Source organism: Actinomadura parmotrematis (genome assembly GCF_019458805.1).
Taxonomy (GTDB): domain Bacteria; phylum Actinomycetota; class Actinomycetes; order Streptosporangiales; family Streptosporangiaceae; genus Spirillospora; species Spirillospora parmotrematis.
In genome coordinates this window covers 61,254-73,366 of the sequence record NZ_JAIBOA010000010.1, presented here as the reverse complement: position 1 = coordinate 73,366, position 12,113 = coordinate 61,254, and the positions used below count along the sequence as shown (strand labels likewise).

Below are 12,113 nucleotides of genomic sequence, written 5' to 3'. Positions count from 1 at the left end.
GAGGATCTCCTCGAACTGGATCTCTGTTGCCCGCCGGAAGAGTGTCACCAGCGGTGGCGCAGCAGGGCGGTGGCGATGGCGACCTGGACGGGATCCAGCTCCATCCTGCCGTCCTCGATGTCCCACAGGGCGTTCTGCAGGACGCGGCCGAACGTCCAGCCCGTCGCCCGCTTGCGGTCCAAGTCGAGGACCTCTGCCAGCAGGTCGAAGCGACGCAGCACCGCGCGGGCCGGGTCACCGGTGGCCTCCACCTCGTCCCACCGGTTGTCCAGGGCGGGCAGCAGCTCGAAGCCGGGGTCGCCGGACAGCGGTTCGGGATCGATCGCCAGCCAGGGTTCCCGTTCTCCGGCGAGGACGTTGTCGTAGTGCAGGTCCCAGTGCAGCAGGCAGGCGCGGGATTCGCCGACCAGTTCGGCCACGGCGGCCGCGCAGATGCGCACGAGCCGCTGCTCGGCAGGATCGCGAAGGGCCGGCACAGCCCGCTCGACCTGGTCGAGCATGGCCGAAGCGATATCGGACAGCCGCCGCAACCCCTCCGGCGCGGGCACCGAGGTCAGCCGCGCCATCAGCTCCGCCAGAACCTGCAAGGCCGTGTCCCCGGCGACCGAGGACAGTGGCCGGCCCGCGTCCAGCCGCTCCAGCAACTGCGTGGCGCTGTCCGCGTCATGATCGAGCAGACGCACGATCCCGTTGCCGTTCCACGCCCGCAGGGCGATGGCGGCGCCGGCGGTCTCCTCCCGGAGCTGCTGGAGCTTCAGCGCGGCCGGGGTCCCATCAGCCCGCAGCACCGGCAGGACCAGCGAGGCCATGCCGTAGGCGGCCGGGCCGTCGGGCCGCAGGTCCCAGCGGGCCAAGAACTCGCCGCCCAGCCTGGGCAACCCGGCGATCCAGGCCCGTTCCTCGGCACCGTGCGCGCCATAGGACGCGGCGAACGCCTCCGGAACGTCGATGCAGATCGGCTCGGGCACGGAACGGCCTCTCTCGTCGGCCCGGGTTCGGCGCGATCGGCAAAGGAGACCGTGGCGGATCCCGAGCGTCGCACACGTCAACGCCCACCTCGACCGTACCCGAAACGATCATGTCCGGCCTTCCGGCTCCGCTCGCCTCGGCCGTCCGCCTGGACGGGCAGGCGGCGACATGCCGGGTGTGCCGGCCCTCTTCCGGTCGTGGGCGCAGTCCGTCGCCGACCACCGTCAGCAGGCGCCGGCGGTCGGCGGGGTCGCCGCCCAGCCAGCCGGCGCCCGCGTAGACGCCGGCCCGGCGCGCGATCTCGTCCAGCGGGACCGCGACGCCCTCGGACGCGAACGCCTCGCGAGCGGCGGCGAGCCCGCGCTCGCGGCGGGCAACGGCGGGAACGAGCTACCGCGCCATCACCGCTGATCTTCGGAGGCCGCTCGGCATCGATCAGCGGAGCGCGAGGTGTCGGTGAAGGCCGATCGGGGCCTGGCCTAGGAAACGAGAGAGCGGGTGACGGGAATCGAACCCGCGTAGCCAGTTTGGAAGTCAACGGGTTGGAATCCGCTGACTGCCTGCATTGCAGACTGTCGTACTGGGTCGGTCTCCGCGACTATCTGTTACTCCCTCCCATTGGCCACACATACGGGCACGTGGCGGGCACGGTTGTCAATAAAGGACAGCCTCATAAATAGAAAGAATGGTGTAAATCTTAAGCGACGTCTCTGTTAGTGCTTCCCAATTCCTCTCTTATCCGATCGTTAAGTGATTTTTTGAACGACGCTAGTTGATTGTCGAAGACTTTCCTGTCATCGGGCGTGGTAAACTCGGGCGAGGAATCAAGGAAAGCGGAAACTCTGCGATTCTCGTGTACGTTAAACCATATGTCCAAAATTCTTTGCGAAGCGAATGCATTTATCTTTGATTCGATTTTTTGTAGGCGCTTTTTAAAATCTTCATTAGCCCTAAATGTCGTATATTCACCTTCTTTACGAATGTAATCGGAAGTATTTATTTTTTCGACAAACTCCAGCAATTCAATATAGATGTCGGCACGTTTATTCCATAGTCGTTCTTCTTGGGTTACTCGTTCTTGATGAGAAAGAGCGTCTCGGGATGTTGTTCGATTTGATCGAATGGCAATGTAGCTCACAAATACTGAACCAAGTGCCGGGATGGCTGCGATCAAAAGGCGCACCTCGTTCTCTGTCAGGTTCATGAGGTTTATCATACGTATCGACCCACCATATTACCCTCTAGGGAAATCGAATATTGGTAAACAATATCTTTGTGTACTGGCTAAGCTGGCTGGTTCCGGACTTGCGTGGGGGCGGGGCCTCGTAGCCTTGGCGGCGGACGGGCGGCACCTGCCTGCCCGCACTGGCCCGTCGTGAGGCCCCGCGCGGGGTCCCCGCGCATGGCGGGAACCGGACAGCGGCACCCGGGTGACCGGCCCGGCCCCGTGAGTGCGCTGCCGTCACCGGCGGCCCCGCGGCTTCCGGTTCGGCTCTTCGCGCCAGCCGACCGGCGTCGGCCTGGTCCCGTAGCCGGCGCTCCAGCAGAGGCGGAGGGCCAGGCGCCGAGTCGGCGGCGCGTGCGGCCCGGCTCTCGGGCCGCCTTGAAGACGTACAGAAAGTTCTCACAGCGATCGCAATGCAGGGTGGTCTGTCAGGGGTGCCTGCGGCGGTCTGCGTGCGAGAGGATGGCGGCGTGAGCGATGCCGAGAAGCCGAGACCTGACGCATCCGCCGAGTGGTGGACGACGTCAGAAGTCGCGGCGTACCTCGGTCTTGCTGTCTCCACGGTTAGCGCTTATCGAGGGCGAGGGCAGATGCCTCCGCCAGACCTGACGGTGGGCCGGACCCACATGTGGAAGCCGGACACCATCGTTCAATGGCATGAGGCACGACCACGCCCCGGCGTTGGCGGTAGGCCGCAACGGGATGACGTGGGCGAGTAGCTAGCGAGCGCTGCTCTGCAACTGGCGCAGGTGGTGGAGGTATTCGCTTGCAGAGGAGTCGCTCCCGTAGTGCTCGGTGATGGCTGTTCCCAGCTCGCGGGACACCATGGCGAGGCTCGGAAGGGATTGGCGTTGGCCCTGTAGCGCGCGTTCTCCGAACTCGACGGCCTTCTCTAGCTCTCCCTCTCGCACAGCGATCACGCCGAGTGTGACGCGGGCTTCGGCGTTCCGCATCGGCGAGCGCTCCACTCCGGCCGCATCCGTTCCCGTTTGGATGACGTTCTGGGCGTAGCTCTCAGCGAGCTTGTTCTCGGTGGAAGCCGCGTCCTGGCCGTGACCGAGGATCCGGTAGCAGTCCATGGAGTAGAAGTCCCACTTGGCCGGGTCAACGGCGAAGTGGTGGTCAAGGTTGTCGGGATAGGGGAGTTGCTCCAGCAGCGCTCGACCCTGATCAAGGGCTACTTCGACTTGGCGGCGGTCTCCGATGCGTGCCCATGCTTTGGCCATCTGGGCGTAGAGCTGGACGGCTGCGCGTGAGTGGGGCGCAGCTGCGTGCCCGGCTTCGGCTGCGGCGAGAACTCCCCGATAGTCGCCCCGCGTGATGGAGAACCAGGCGCGCATCTCCTGTGCCCAACCGATGATCTCGGTGTCGCCTGAGTCCTCGCCGAGGCTGAGGGCCGCCTGCCGGGTGGCTTCTGCTGCTGGACGGTTGGTCGCGTCGTACTCGACGCATCCCACGAGGGCCGCCAGCCATCCGGCGAGGGAAAGCAGCTCGCGATGGTGGGCGAGCGATAGGTGTCGATCGAGCATCGTGGTGATTCGTCGTAGCCAGGCGCGTCCTTCAAGAAGGAGCTGCTCGGCGGGCATGTGCGGGTACTCGCTGCACAGACGGTTCACCGTGATGCGGAGACCCTCGATCACCGCTGCATCGACCGAGGAGGACCGGAGTCGGGTGAGGATTTCCAACGTGTCCATCCCGGCGCCGGCTACTAGCTCGGCATCGCTTTCCCTGCTGCCAGCAACAGGCCAGATCGCGGCCGTGACCGTCCCGAATGTCTTAGCGATGAGCGGCCGGTAGAAGTCGTCTGGGCGGGACTCTCCGCTCTCCCACGAGTGGACGCGTCGGAGGAGAGACGCCTTGCCGGGAAGCGGAGTGTCGGAGTGCGCACGGAGTGCCTCGATGAACTGCGGCTTGTTCCACTTGCGCGCCTCGCGCTCGGCGGTGATCCGTTTTGCCCACACAGGGCGGTCGTCGTCCATGAGCACTCCTTTCCGTAGCTGTTGAGCTTCAGTCTGGGGCTATCGACAGAGGTGACGTGAGGGGATGACGCCTCATCGTCATCCATCATCACCCCTCGACACTCTGTTCGACAGGGGTCGGCGGCCCGACCTTGTAACCGTGGCGCCTGCCACATGCAGCGTAACCAGATCACGAAGGGAGCCATTGCTGAGTACAAACTGAGTTTGTACTCTCGTCCTAAGAAAGGCCCCAGCGGGCTGGCACCCGCTGAGGCCGGACGCATCATCCACCTCGCGAAAGGTCACTGGAGATGCTTGTCCAGACTACGGCACTGCCTGACTCCGGTCACGGCGTGCGCCCGGGCATCGGGCACGACTCACCGGACGCGTTGACGCATCCGTACATGCGTGAGCAGATCATCAAGGAACTGGCCGACGCCACCCTGCGAGCACACATCGCGATCGTGGACGTCTGGACCGGGTCCAACGCCGCTGCTCTGCGCACCGCGCTGCGGCTCTCCATCGAGGGCTTCGCGGACCACATTGACATCGTGCCCGCCACCGATTCCACTGACACGGACGTCCAAGCGACCCTGCTGAGGCAGGCCCGCCTGTCCAAAGGCTGGTCACAGAGCCAGCTCGTCAACCACCTTCGCCGCGCGGCCACCGAACTCGGCCACGACACCGTCTTGCCCTACGACTCCAAGACCCTGCTCGCCTACGTCTCCTACTTCGAGAACGGCAGGCGACGCTTCCCCGAGCGATACAAGCCCATCTACCGCCACGCCTTCGGGTCCACCGACCTGGGCTTCCGCCTTATCACCCCCGAACTGGTCTCCCAGTGGGAGACCCACCCCGACACCCCGCTGTCCTTGCAGTGCCAACGCGTCCTTGACGCCGCGCTGGCCTCCTGCTCGCGCGACACCCAAATGCGGTTCGCGCTCCTGTGCGGCAAGTTCCCCACCTTCAGGGACGTCCCCGCATCCGTCGATGAGGGCACGCCTGACGCGCCCTTCACTCCCGCCGACACGCCCACCATGGCGCACCGCCTGCGGCACGAACGCCGTCAACGCATGTGGAGTCAGAAGGAGATGGCGGCCAAGCTCCGTGAAGCCGCCGCTCCACACCTGCGCCGGCGCCTCCCCGAGCTGGAGACGCTGCAGCGCTACGTCCGTAGCTACGAAGCCGCTGACCACCGGCCCCGCGACCTGTACGCCGAGCTGTACAGCAGGGCCTTCGGTATTCCTCACCACATCCTGTTCGGCGCCCGGCCGGACACCAAGGCCCGCGCGTCGCGGTGACCTTCATCCAGCGCCCGGCGGTCCCGGCCCCACAGCGGTCCGGGGCCGCCCGGCCCATGCCTACAGCCACCTCTGTCCGTGGGTCGTCCCCGTTGATCGTCGCAGCATTGGCACGCGCAGGGGCCGACTACTTCGGCTGGCTGGATCACGTGTGGTCCGCCGCCGGATGCACCCACCCCATCCGGCTGTTCGGCGAGATCACCCGCATCAACGCCCGCACCGGCGAAGTACTGGGTTCGACTCCCACGACGGCCTTGCCGGACGGGGTGATCTACAAGGCGTGCGGGAACCGGCGTTCGGCCGTCTGCCCCTCGTGCGCCGAGACCTACCGCCGTGATGCCTTCCAGCTCATCCGTTCTGGCCTCATCGGCGGCAAGACCGTTCCCGCCCACGTGGCCCGCCATCCTGCGGTCTTCGCCACCTTCACCGCGCCCTCCTTCGGGCCGGTCCACACCCGCCACATCCGAACCCACACCTGCACCGACCGCCGCCGCTGCTCATGCCGCCCTGAGCCGTGCCGCGCTCGTCGGTCCGCAAGTGCAGGTACCTGCCCGCATGGCAACACGCTGACCTGCTTCGCCCGGCACGAACGTGAGGCTGAACAACTCGGCCAACCGCTCTGTTCGGACTGCTATGACCACGCCGCGCACGTGGTGTGGAACAACCAAGCTGGGGAGCTGTGGCGCCGTACCAAACAGGCCATTGAGCGTCACCTGAACCGGTCCGCCCGCTCGCGTGATCTCGCCCCGGTACGTGTCTCTCACGGGAAGGTCGCCGAGTTTCAGGCACGCGGCGCGGTCCACTTCCACATCCTGCTCCGCGTGGACGGCATTGACCCCGGCGACCCGGCCGCGCTCATCGTTCCGCCAACGGGCATCACTGCGGCCGACATCGATCAGGCGGTCCACCAAGCGGCAGAGAACATCGGCTTCCTCACCGACCACCACCCGGATCGACCCTCCGGCTGGCCGATCTACTGGGGCGAACAGACCGATGTTCGTGTCATCACCATGACGGGTGCCGATCCCCTCACTGACGCCATGGTGGCTGGATACTTGGCCAAGTACGCCACCAAGAGCACTGAGATCACCGGACACACCTCACGCCGCTTGGACGCGGCCACCATCGGCCTGTACGCCGACCCGACCGGTACCCACACTGAGCGGCTCATCGCGGCTGCCTGGCAGCTCGGCGAGGTACCCGGCTGGGAAGGGCTCCGTCGCTGGGCTCACATGCTCGGTTTCGGCGGTCATTTCCTCACCAAGGCCCGCCGCTACTCGGTCACCTTCCAAGTCCTGCGAGACGCCCGAATCATCCATCGCCGGACACAGACACCGTCGCCGGAAGTCGAAGCGATCCGGTGTAAAGACGGTCTGACGATGAAACCACGCTCGTCATCGGCCGGTTGACCTATGCCGGAACCGGATGGCGCACCACCGCAGATGCCCTCCTGGCCAACACAGCCGCCGACCAAGCTCGCCGACGACACCAAGCCGGACGCGAAGAACTCGGCACGGAAGCCATGACGGCCACAGACCTACAGGTCGCATGACCAGCTTCGCCGCAACGGCGAAACCCCATCTGCGTCACAGCCGCCGCGAATACGCGGACTACCACGGCAGACCGGACGAGCACGGACGCGGCTCGTCCCTAGTGATCGGAAAGCACGTGATCGCATCAGCACGGAGGAAGACGAATGACCATCGATCCCCGGCGGGATCGGCTGCTCACCGTGGCCGAGGTCGCCGAACTGCTCAACACCACCGAACGGTTCCCCCGGCGCCTGATTGAAGAACGCCGGATCACCTTCGTTCGCATCGGCCGCAAGGTCCGCATCCCTGAATCGGCCGTGCGCGAGTTCATCGCGAGCGGCGTTGTCGAGCCGCTAACCGTACGTGGTCGCGTCAGGCATGGAGCGGCCTGATGGGTACACGTCGGCGGTTCGGCCGTATCCGTGAGTTGCCCTCGGGCCGCTTCCAAGCGCGCTACCTCGGGCCGGACAACATCGACCGTCCGGCGCCGCACACGTTCGCGACCAAGCGAGATGCTGAGCAATGGCTCGTGCTCAAGGAAGCTGAGATCAAGAGAGGCGAGTGGCTCGACCCCGACGCCGGGAAGGTGCCGTTCGCGGTCTTCGCCGACCAGTGGATCAACGATCGGGTTCTCAAGCCCAGAACGGAAGGGCTGTATCGCAGTCTCCTTCGCAACCACTTGCTGCCGACCTTCGGTGGTTACGACCTGGGCGACATCAGAGAAGGCGACGTACGGCGCTGGCGCAAGGAACGGCTTTCGCAGACGGGACAGTCCACCGTGGCGAAGGCGTACCAGCTGCTCAAGTCGATCCTGAACACGGCCGTGGACGACCAGATCATCCGGCGAAACCCGTGCCGAATCAAAGGCGCCGGCACCCCTGATACTCCAGAGCGCGAGGTGATCTCGCTGAGCAAGGTGATGGAGTTGCAGGCCGCGCTACCCGAACGCTATCGGGCTCTCGTGCTGCTGGCCACCTTCGCTAGCCTCCGGTGGGGTGAGCTGGCCGCTCTCCGGCGGAACGCGCTGGATCTCGACGCCGGAGTCGTGCGGGTCGTCGGGGCGTTGGCTGAACTCGACGGGGGACAGTTGGTAGAAGGGACGCCCAAGTCGCGAGCGGGCCGCCGTGTTGTCGCGCTTCCTGCCGAGGTCATTCCCGAGTTGCGAGCGCACATGGAGGGGTTCGCGGAACCCGGCCCGGACGGGCGCGTGTTCGTCGGGCCGCGTGGTGCTCCTCTCCGGCGTTCGGGCTTCCGGCGCATCTGGAACAAGGCGCGTGATGAGGTCGGTCTGCCCGGCCTTCACTTCCACGATCTGCGGCATGTCGGCAACACCATCGCGGCCGCCACCGGTGCCAGCCTCAAGGAACTGATGACGCGCATGGGCCACGGCTCGACACGGGCGGCATTGATCTATCAGCACGCCAGCCATGACCGGGACAAGGTCATCGCTGCCGCACTCGGCGAAGCGCTTAAAGCCGCGAGGGCCAGTGATGAAAGTGATGAGAACGCCGGACGGCCAACGGGCACGCAGCGGGCACGGACGCCGGAACGTTCATGACGAAAGCAAAGGCCCAGCGCGGAGGACGTGCTCTCTGCCTGGGCCTTCTCAGTGAGAGCGGGTGACGGGAATCGAACCCGCGTAGCCAGTTTGGAAGACTGGGGCTCTACCATTGAGCTACACCCGCGCGCGATCTTTCGGTCGCCATCCCGTAGCGTACAGGGTTTCGCGGGTGTTCGTGCGCGCTGGTCGGAGGGTGTGCGAGGGGCCCGGAGCCACCGGCTCCGGACCCCTCGGCGTCCGCGTCGGGCTGGCCGGATTCGAACCGGCGACCCCCGCCACCCAAAGGCGGTGCGCTAGCCAAACTGCGCTACAGCCCGCGGCCCGCAGCAGTCTAGCCGTTCCCAGGGGCGCCGGTCGTGCGGTGCGAGGGCGCGATCCGGTCGGCCGCCTCGGGTTCGACGCCGTCCTCGGCGGGGTGGGCCGGCGGGCGGTGCTCGGCGCGGCGCCAGGTCTCGAAGGCCGCGACGGTCGCGATGACGACGGCCGCGCCGAGGATCCAGCCCGCCAGCACGTCGCTCAGGTAGTGGACGCCGAGCGCGACGCGGCAGAGGCCGGACGCGACCGTGACGAGCGCCGCCAGCGTCCAGGCTGCGGCCTTCCAGGCGCCGCGCAGGACCGGCAGCAGGATGAGGACGATCACCGCGGTGCCGACGGCGGCGGTCATCGCGTGGCCGGAGGGGAACGAGCCGCCCGGCGCGTGCGCGATGGGCTGCGGCAGGGACGGGCGCGGGCGGTCGACGACGACCTTCAGCAGCAGGCCGAGCAGGCCCGCGACGGTGATCGTGGTGACGGCCCACAGGGCGAGGCGCTTGGCGCCGCGGTGCAGCAGCCGGCCGGCGAGCGCGACGATGGCCAGCCGGAAGACCCAGGCGTGGAACACGTACGAGGTGGCCTGGAGGGGGCGGACGAGCGCCCGGTGGTCCAGCGCGTACCCGTTGAGGGCGCGGGTGGCGTCGTCGTCCAGGCGGTGCATCGGGCCCCAGTGCGCGACGGCCGCCCACAGCAGGAAGGTGAACGGGACGGCGGCGAGCGCGACCGCCGTGCTCGCGAGGGCGAGGCGCAGGGTGAGGGGACGGAAGGGGATCGCCATCCCCGGCGGGTACCCGGCGGCCTCCTTTGTATGTCCTTGGCGGTCCTTTTGGCCCGGCGGGACAAATGTCCCGTTGGGACAAATGCGAGGTAGTGTGGGGTATTGAGACGACGAGAGACCGGAGCGAGAGGAAGGCGCGGTATGAGCGGGGAGTTCGACGGCAGGGTCGCGCTGGTCACCGGCGGTGCGTCCGGGATCGGGCTGGCCGTCGCGAAGCGGCTGGCGGCGGGCGGCGCGAAGGTCGTCGTCGCCGACCTGGCGCTGGACGGCGCGGAGCTCGCCGTCAAGGAGCTGGAGGCCGCGGGCGGCACCGCCGCGGCGGTCGCGATGGACGTCGCCGACCCCGCGTCGGCCGAGGCCGCCGTCCGGTCCGCCGTGGACGCCTACGGGGCGCTGCACCTGGCGGTCAACAACGCCGGCATCGCGTCGCCGGCGGCGCCGGTCGGGGAGACCGGGGTCGCGGACTGGACGCGGGTCATCGGCGTGAACCTGTCGGGCGTCTTCTACTCGATGCGCGCCGAGCTGCCCGAGATGGTGAAGGCCGGCGGGGGCGCGATCGTCAACGTGTCCTCGATCCTCGGCACCAACGGCGCCCCGGGCGCCGCGCCGTACGTGGCCGCCAAGCACGGCGTGGTCGGCCTGACCAAGACCGCGGCGCTGGAGTACGCGACGCGGGGCGTCCGCGTCAACGCCGTCGGCCCCGGCTACATCGAGACCCCGCTGCTCGCGCAGATGGACGACGAGGCGCGCGCCGCGCTCGTCGCCCTGCACCCGCAGGGGCGCCTCGGCCGCGCCGAGGAGGTCGCCGAGCTGATCGCCTTCCTGCTGTCGGACCGCGCCTCGTTCATCGAGGGCTCCTACCACCTGGTCGACGGCGGCTACGCCGCCCTCTGACCGCGACGAACAGGCCCTGAGGAGGGACCACATGAAGGCAGTGCAGTACCAGGAGGTCGGCGGGAAGCCCGTCGTGGTGGACGTTCCCGAGCCCGAGCCGGGTCCCGGCCAGGTCCTGCTGAAGGTGACGGCGGCGGGCGTCTGCCACTCCGACATCGCGGTGATGAGCTGGGGCGAGGACGAGATGTACATGCCGCTGCCGCTCACCCTCGGCCACGAGGGCGCGGGCACCGTCGCGGCGCTCGGCGACGGCGTGACGGGCGTGGAGGTCGGCGAGTCCGTCGCGGTCTACGGGCCGTGGGGCTGCGGCCGCTGCGTGATGTGCGCGCAGGGTGAGGAGAACTACTGCCTGGTCGCGCAGCAGGAGGGGATCTTCCCGCCCGGCCTCGGCGCGCCCGGCGCGATCGCCGAGTACCTGCTCGTCGACAACGCCCGCCACCTCGTGCCGCTGGACGGCCTGGACCCGGTGACGACGGTGCCGCTGACCGACGCCGGCCTCACCCCGTACCACGCGATCAAGCAGGCGCTGCCCCGGCTCGTCCCGGGCAGCACCGCGGTGGTCATCGGCACCGGCGGTCTCGGCCACGTCGGCATCCAGCTGCTCCGCGCGCTCAGCCCGGCCCGCGTCGTCGCGCTGGACGTCAACGAGGAGAAGCTGGAGCTCGCCCGCCGGGTCGGCGCGCACGAGGCGCTGCTGTCCGACGGCGCGGCCGCCGGGAGGATCCGCGAGCTGACCGGGGGGCGCGGCGCGCAGGGCGTGTTCGACTTCGTCGGCGTCCAGCCGACGGTGGACCTGGCGACCGCGGTCGCCGGGGTGGAGTCCGACGTGCTGATCGTCGGCATCGGCGGCGGCGCCGCCAAGGTCGGCTTCGGCGTCACCGCCTACGACGCCGCGGTCCGCGCGCCCTACTGGGGCAGCCGGTCCGAGCTGGTGGAGGTGCTGGACCTGGCCCGCGCCGGCGCGATCGACGTGCACGTGGAGACCTACTCGATCGACGAGGCGCCGAAGGCGTACGAGCGGCTGCACGACGGCAAGGTCAACGGCCGCGCGGTCATCCTGCCGAACGGCTGACCCGCGCGCGGAGGGGCGGCCGGCGCGCCCGGCCGCCCGCGCGTCACGCCTCGCGGAGCGCGCGGGCCTCGGCGTCGCGCAGGTCGAACTCCAGCCGGGCCTTGTCGATCTCGCCGAGGTGGTCCTCGACCCAGCCGAACAGCGAGACGACGTTGCAGAGCAGGGTGCGCCCGAGATCGGTGAGGGCGTAGTCGACGCGCGGCGGCGTCACGGGCGTGACGGTGCGGTCGACGATGCCGTCGCGCTCCAGCCCGCGCAGCGTGACGGTGAGCATCCGCTGGCTGATGCCGTCGATCCCGCGGCGCAGCTCGGAGAAGCGGTGCGGGCGGTCGCCCAGCAGGGCGATGACCTCCAGCGACCACTTGTCGCCGATCCGGGCCAGGATCTCGCGGCCACGGACGGCCGCGGGCTCGTGGCAGGCGCCCGCGTCGCCGGTCCGCGCGCCGTCCGGTTCGCCCATGGTTCCCTCCGTGTGACCAGCGCAGCCCGGGGTGCGCTGCGCAGTTCCAAG

12 protein-coding genes and 2 tRNA genes are annotated in these 12,113 nt (G+C 68.1%); 7 read left to right on the top strand and 7 right to left on the bottom strand.

Going from position 1 to position 12,113, the window contains the following annotated elements:
- Window positions 1-44 precede the first annotated feature (44 nt).
- Window positions 45-968: an aminoglycoside phosphotransferase family protein gene (locus K1Y72_RS17120; protein WP_220167344.1), complete on the bottom strand. Its 924-nt coding sequence runs from the start codon at window positions 966-968 to the stop codon at window positions 45-47.
- 169 nt (window positions 969-1,137) lie between these two features.
- Between K1Y72_RS17120 and K1Y72_RS17115 the strand changes: the two genes are divergently transcribed.
- A complete protein-coding gene (locus K1Y72_RS17115) occupies window positions 1,138-1,380 on the top strand; it encodes a hypothetical protein (RefSeq protein WP_220167343.1) in 243 nt (80 codons plus the stop codon).
- 286 nt (window positions 1,381-1,666) lie between these two features.
- Here the strand turns inward: K1Y72_RS17115 and K1Y72_RS17110 are convergent, their stop codons facing one another.
- On the bottom strand, window positions 1,667-2,173 hold the full coding sequence (locus K1Y72_RS17110; protein ID WP_220167342.1) for a hypothetical protein: 507 nt from the start codon (window positions 2,171-2,173) through the stop codon (window positions 1,667-1,669).
- Between the two features lie 740 nt (window positions 2,174-2,913).
- A complete protein-coding gene (locus K1Y72_RS17105) occupies window positions 2,914-4,173 on the bottom strand; it encodes an NsdA family TPR-like regulatory protein (RefSeq protein ID WP_220167341.1) in 1,260 nt (419 codons plus the stop codon).
- A 383-nt stretch (window positions 4,174-4,556) separates the two neighbouring features.
- Between K1Y72_RS17105 and K1Y72_RS17100 the strand changes: the two genes are divergently transcribed.
- The 4 genes from K1Y72_RS17100 (at window position 4,557) to K1Y72_RS17085 (ending at window position 8,543) form a co-directional block, all read left to right on the top strand.
- A complete protein-coding gene (locus tag K1Y72_RS17100; protein ID WP_220167340.1) occupies window positions 4,557-5,453 on the top strand; it encodes a helix-turn-helix domain-containing protein in 897 nt (298 codons plus the stop codon).
- A gap of 92 nt (window positions 5,454-5,545) precedes the next feature.
- Window positions 5,546-6,862, top strand: coding sequence for a replication initiator (locus tag K1Y72_RS17095; RefSeq protein WP_220167339.1), 1,317 nt, complete (start codon window positions 5,546-5,548; stop codon window positions 6,860-6,862).
- A gap of 287 nt (window positions 6,863-7,149) precedes the next feature.
- The gene (locus K1Y72_RS17090; RefSeq protein ID WP_220167338.1) at window positions 7,150-7,377 is read left to right on the top strand and encodes an excisionase family DNA-binding protein; all 228 of its coding nucleotides are present in this window, start codon (window positions 7,150-7,152) and stop codon (window positions 7,375-7,377) included.
- Entirely contained in the window at window positions 7,377-8,543 is a 1,167-nt protein-coding gene (locus K1Y72_RS17085) for a tyrosine-type recombinase/integrase (RefSeq protein WP_258572573.1), read from the top strand. The genes K1Y72_RS17090 and K1Y72_RS17085 overlap by 1 nt, the downstream gene beginning before the upstream one ends.
- 56 nt (window positions 8,544-8,599) lie before the next feature.
- Here the strand turns inward: K1Y72_RS17085 and K1Y72_RS17080 are convergent.
- The 3 genes from K1Y72_RS17080 to K1Y72_RS17070 all read right to left on the bottom strand — a co-directional run bounded on the left by K1Y72_RS17080 (window position 8,600) and on the right by K1Y72_RS17070 (window position 9,636).
- A tRNA-Gly gene (locus tag K1Y72_RS17080) sits at window positions 8,600-8,670 on the bottom strand.
- Between the two features lie 118 nt (window positions 8,671-8,788).
- Window positions 8,789-8,863, bottom strand: a tRNA-Pro gene (locus K1Y72_RS17075).
- Window positions 8,864-8,877: 14 nt separating this feature from the next.
- The gene (locus K1Y72_RS17070) at window positions 8,878-9,636 is read right to left on the bottom strand and encodes a phosphatase PAP2 family protein (protein WP_220167337.1); all 759 of its coding nucleotides are present in this window, start codon (window positions 9,634-9,636) and stop codon (window positions 8,878-8,880) included.
- Between the two features lie 141 nt (window positions 9,637-9,777).
- On the opposite strand from K1Y72_RS17070, the gene K1Y72_RS17065 reads away from it, so the two are divergent.
- Window positions 9,778-10,530 carry an SDR family NAD(P)-dependent oxidoreductase gene (locus tag K1Y72_RS17065; protein WP_220167336.1) on the top strand — a complete coding sequence of 251 codons (753 nt, stop codon included), beginning with the start codon at window positions 9,778-9,780 and terminating at the stop codon, window positions 10,528-10,530.
- A 31-nt stretch (window positions 10,531-10,561) separates the two neighbouring features.
- Window positions 10,562-11,602: an NAD(P)-dependent alcohol dehydrogenase gene (locus tag K1Y72_RS17060; protein ID WP_220167335.1), complete on the top strand. Its 1,041-nt coding sequence runs from the start codon at window positions 10,562-10,564 to the stop codon at window positions 11,600-11,602.
- Between the two features lie 43 nt (window positions 11,603-11,645).
- On the opposite strand, the gene K1Y72_RS17055 is transcribed toward K1Y72_RS17060, so the two are convergent.
- The gene (locus K1Y72_RS17055; protein WP_220167334.1) at window positions 11,646-12,062 is read right to left on the bottom strand and encodes a winged helix-turn-helix transcriptional regulator; all 417 of its coding nucleotides are present in this window, start codon (window positions 12,060-12,062) and stop codon (window positions 11,646-11,648) included.
- Between the last annotated feature and the right edge of the window lie 51 nt (window positions 12,063-12,113).

Bases quoted from the DNA above. Each gene is read 5' to 3' on its own strand.
- K1Y72_RS17070 (WP_220167337.1), bottom strand. From the start codon at position 9,636: ATGGCGATCCCCTTCCGTCCCCTCACCCTGCGCCTCGCCCTCGCGAGC.
- K1Y72_RS17055 (WP_220167334.1), bottom strand. From the start codon at position 12,062: ATGGGCGAACCGGACGGCGCGCGGACCGGCGACGCGGGCGCCTGCCAC.
- K1Y72_RS17110 (WP_220167342.1), bottom strand. From the start codon at position 2,173: ATGAACCTGACAGAGAACGAGGTGCGCCTTTTGATCGCAGCCATCCCG.
- K1Y72_RS17085 (WP_258572573.1), top strand. From the start codon at position 7,377: ATGGGTACACGTCGGCGGTTCGGCCGTATCCGTGAGTTGCCCTCGGGC.
- K1Y72_RS17115 (WP_220167343.1), top strand. From the start codon at position 1,138: ATGCCGGGTGTGCCGGCCCTCTTCCGGTCGTGGGCGCAGTCCGTCGCC.
- K1Y72_RS17105 (WP_220167341.1), bottom strand. From the start codon at position 4,173: ATGGACGACGACCGCCCTGTGTGGGCAAAACGGATCACCGCCGAGCGC.
- K1Y72_RS17060 (WP_220167335.1), top strand. From the start codon at position 10,562: ATGAAGGCAGTGCAGTACCAGGAGGTCGGCGGGAAGCCCGTCGTGGTG.
- K1Y72_RS17090 (WP_220167338.1), top strand. From the start codon at position 7,150: ATGACCATCGATCCCCGGCGGGATCGGCTGCTCACCGTGGCCGAGGTC.
- K1Y72_RS17100 (WP_220167340.1), top strand. From the start codon at position 4,557: ATGCGTGAGCAGATCATCAAGGAACTGGCCGACGCCACCCTGCGAGCA.
- K1Y72_RS17065 (WP_220167336.1), top strand. From the start codon at position 9,778: ATGAGCGGGGAGTTCGACGGCAGGGTCGCGCTGGTCACCGGCGGTGCG.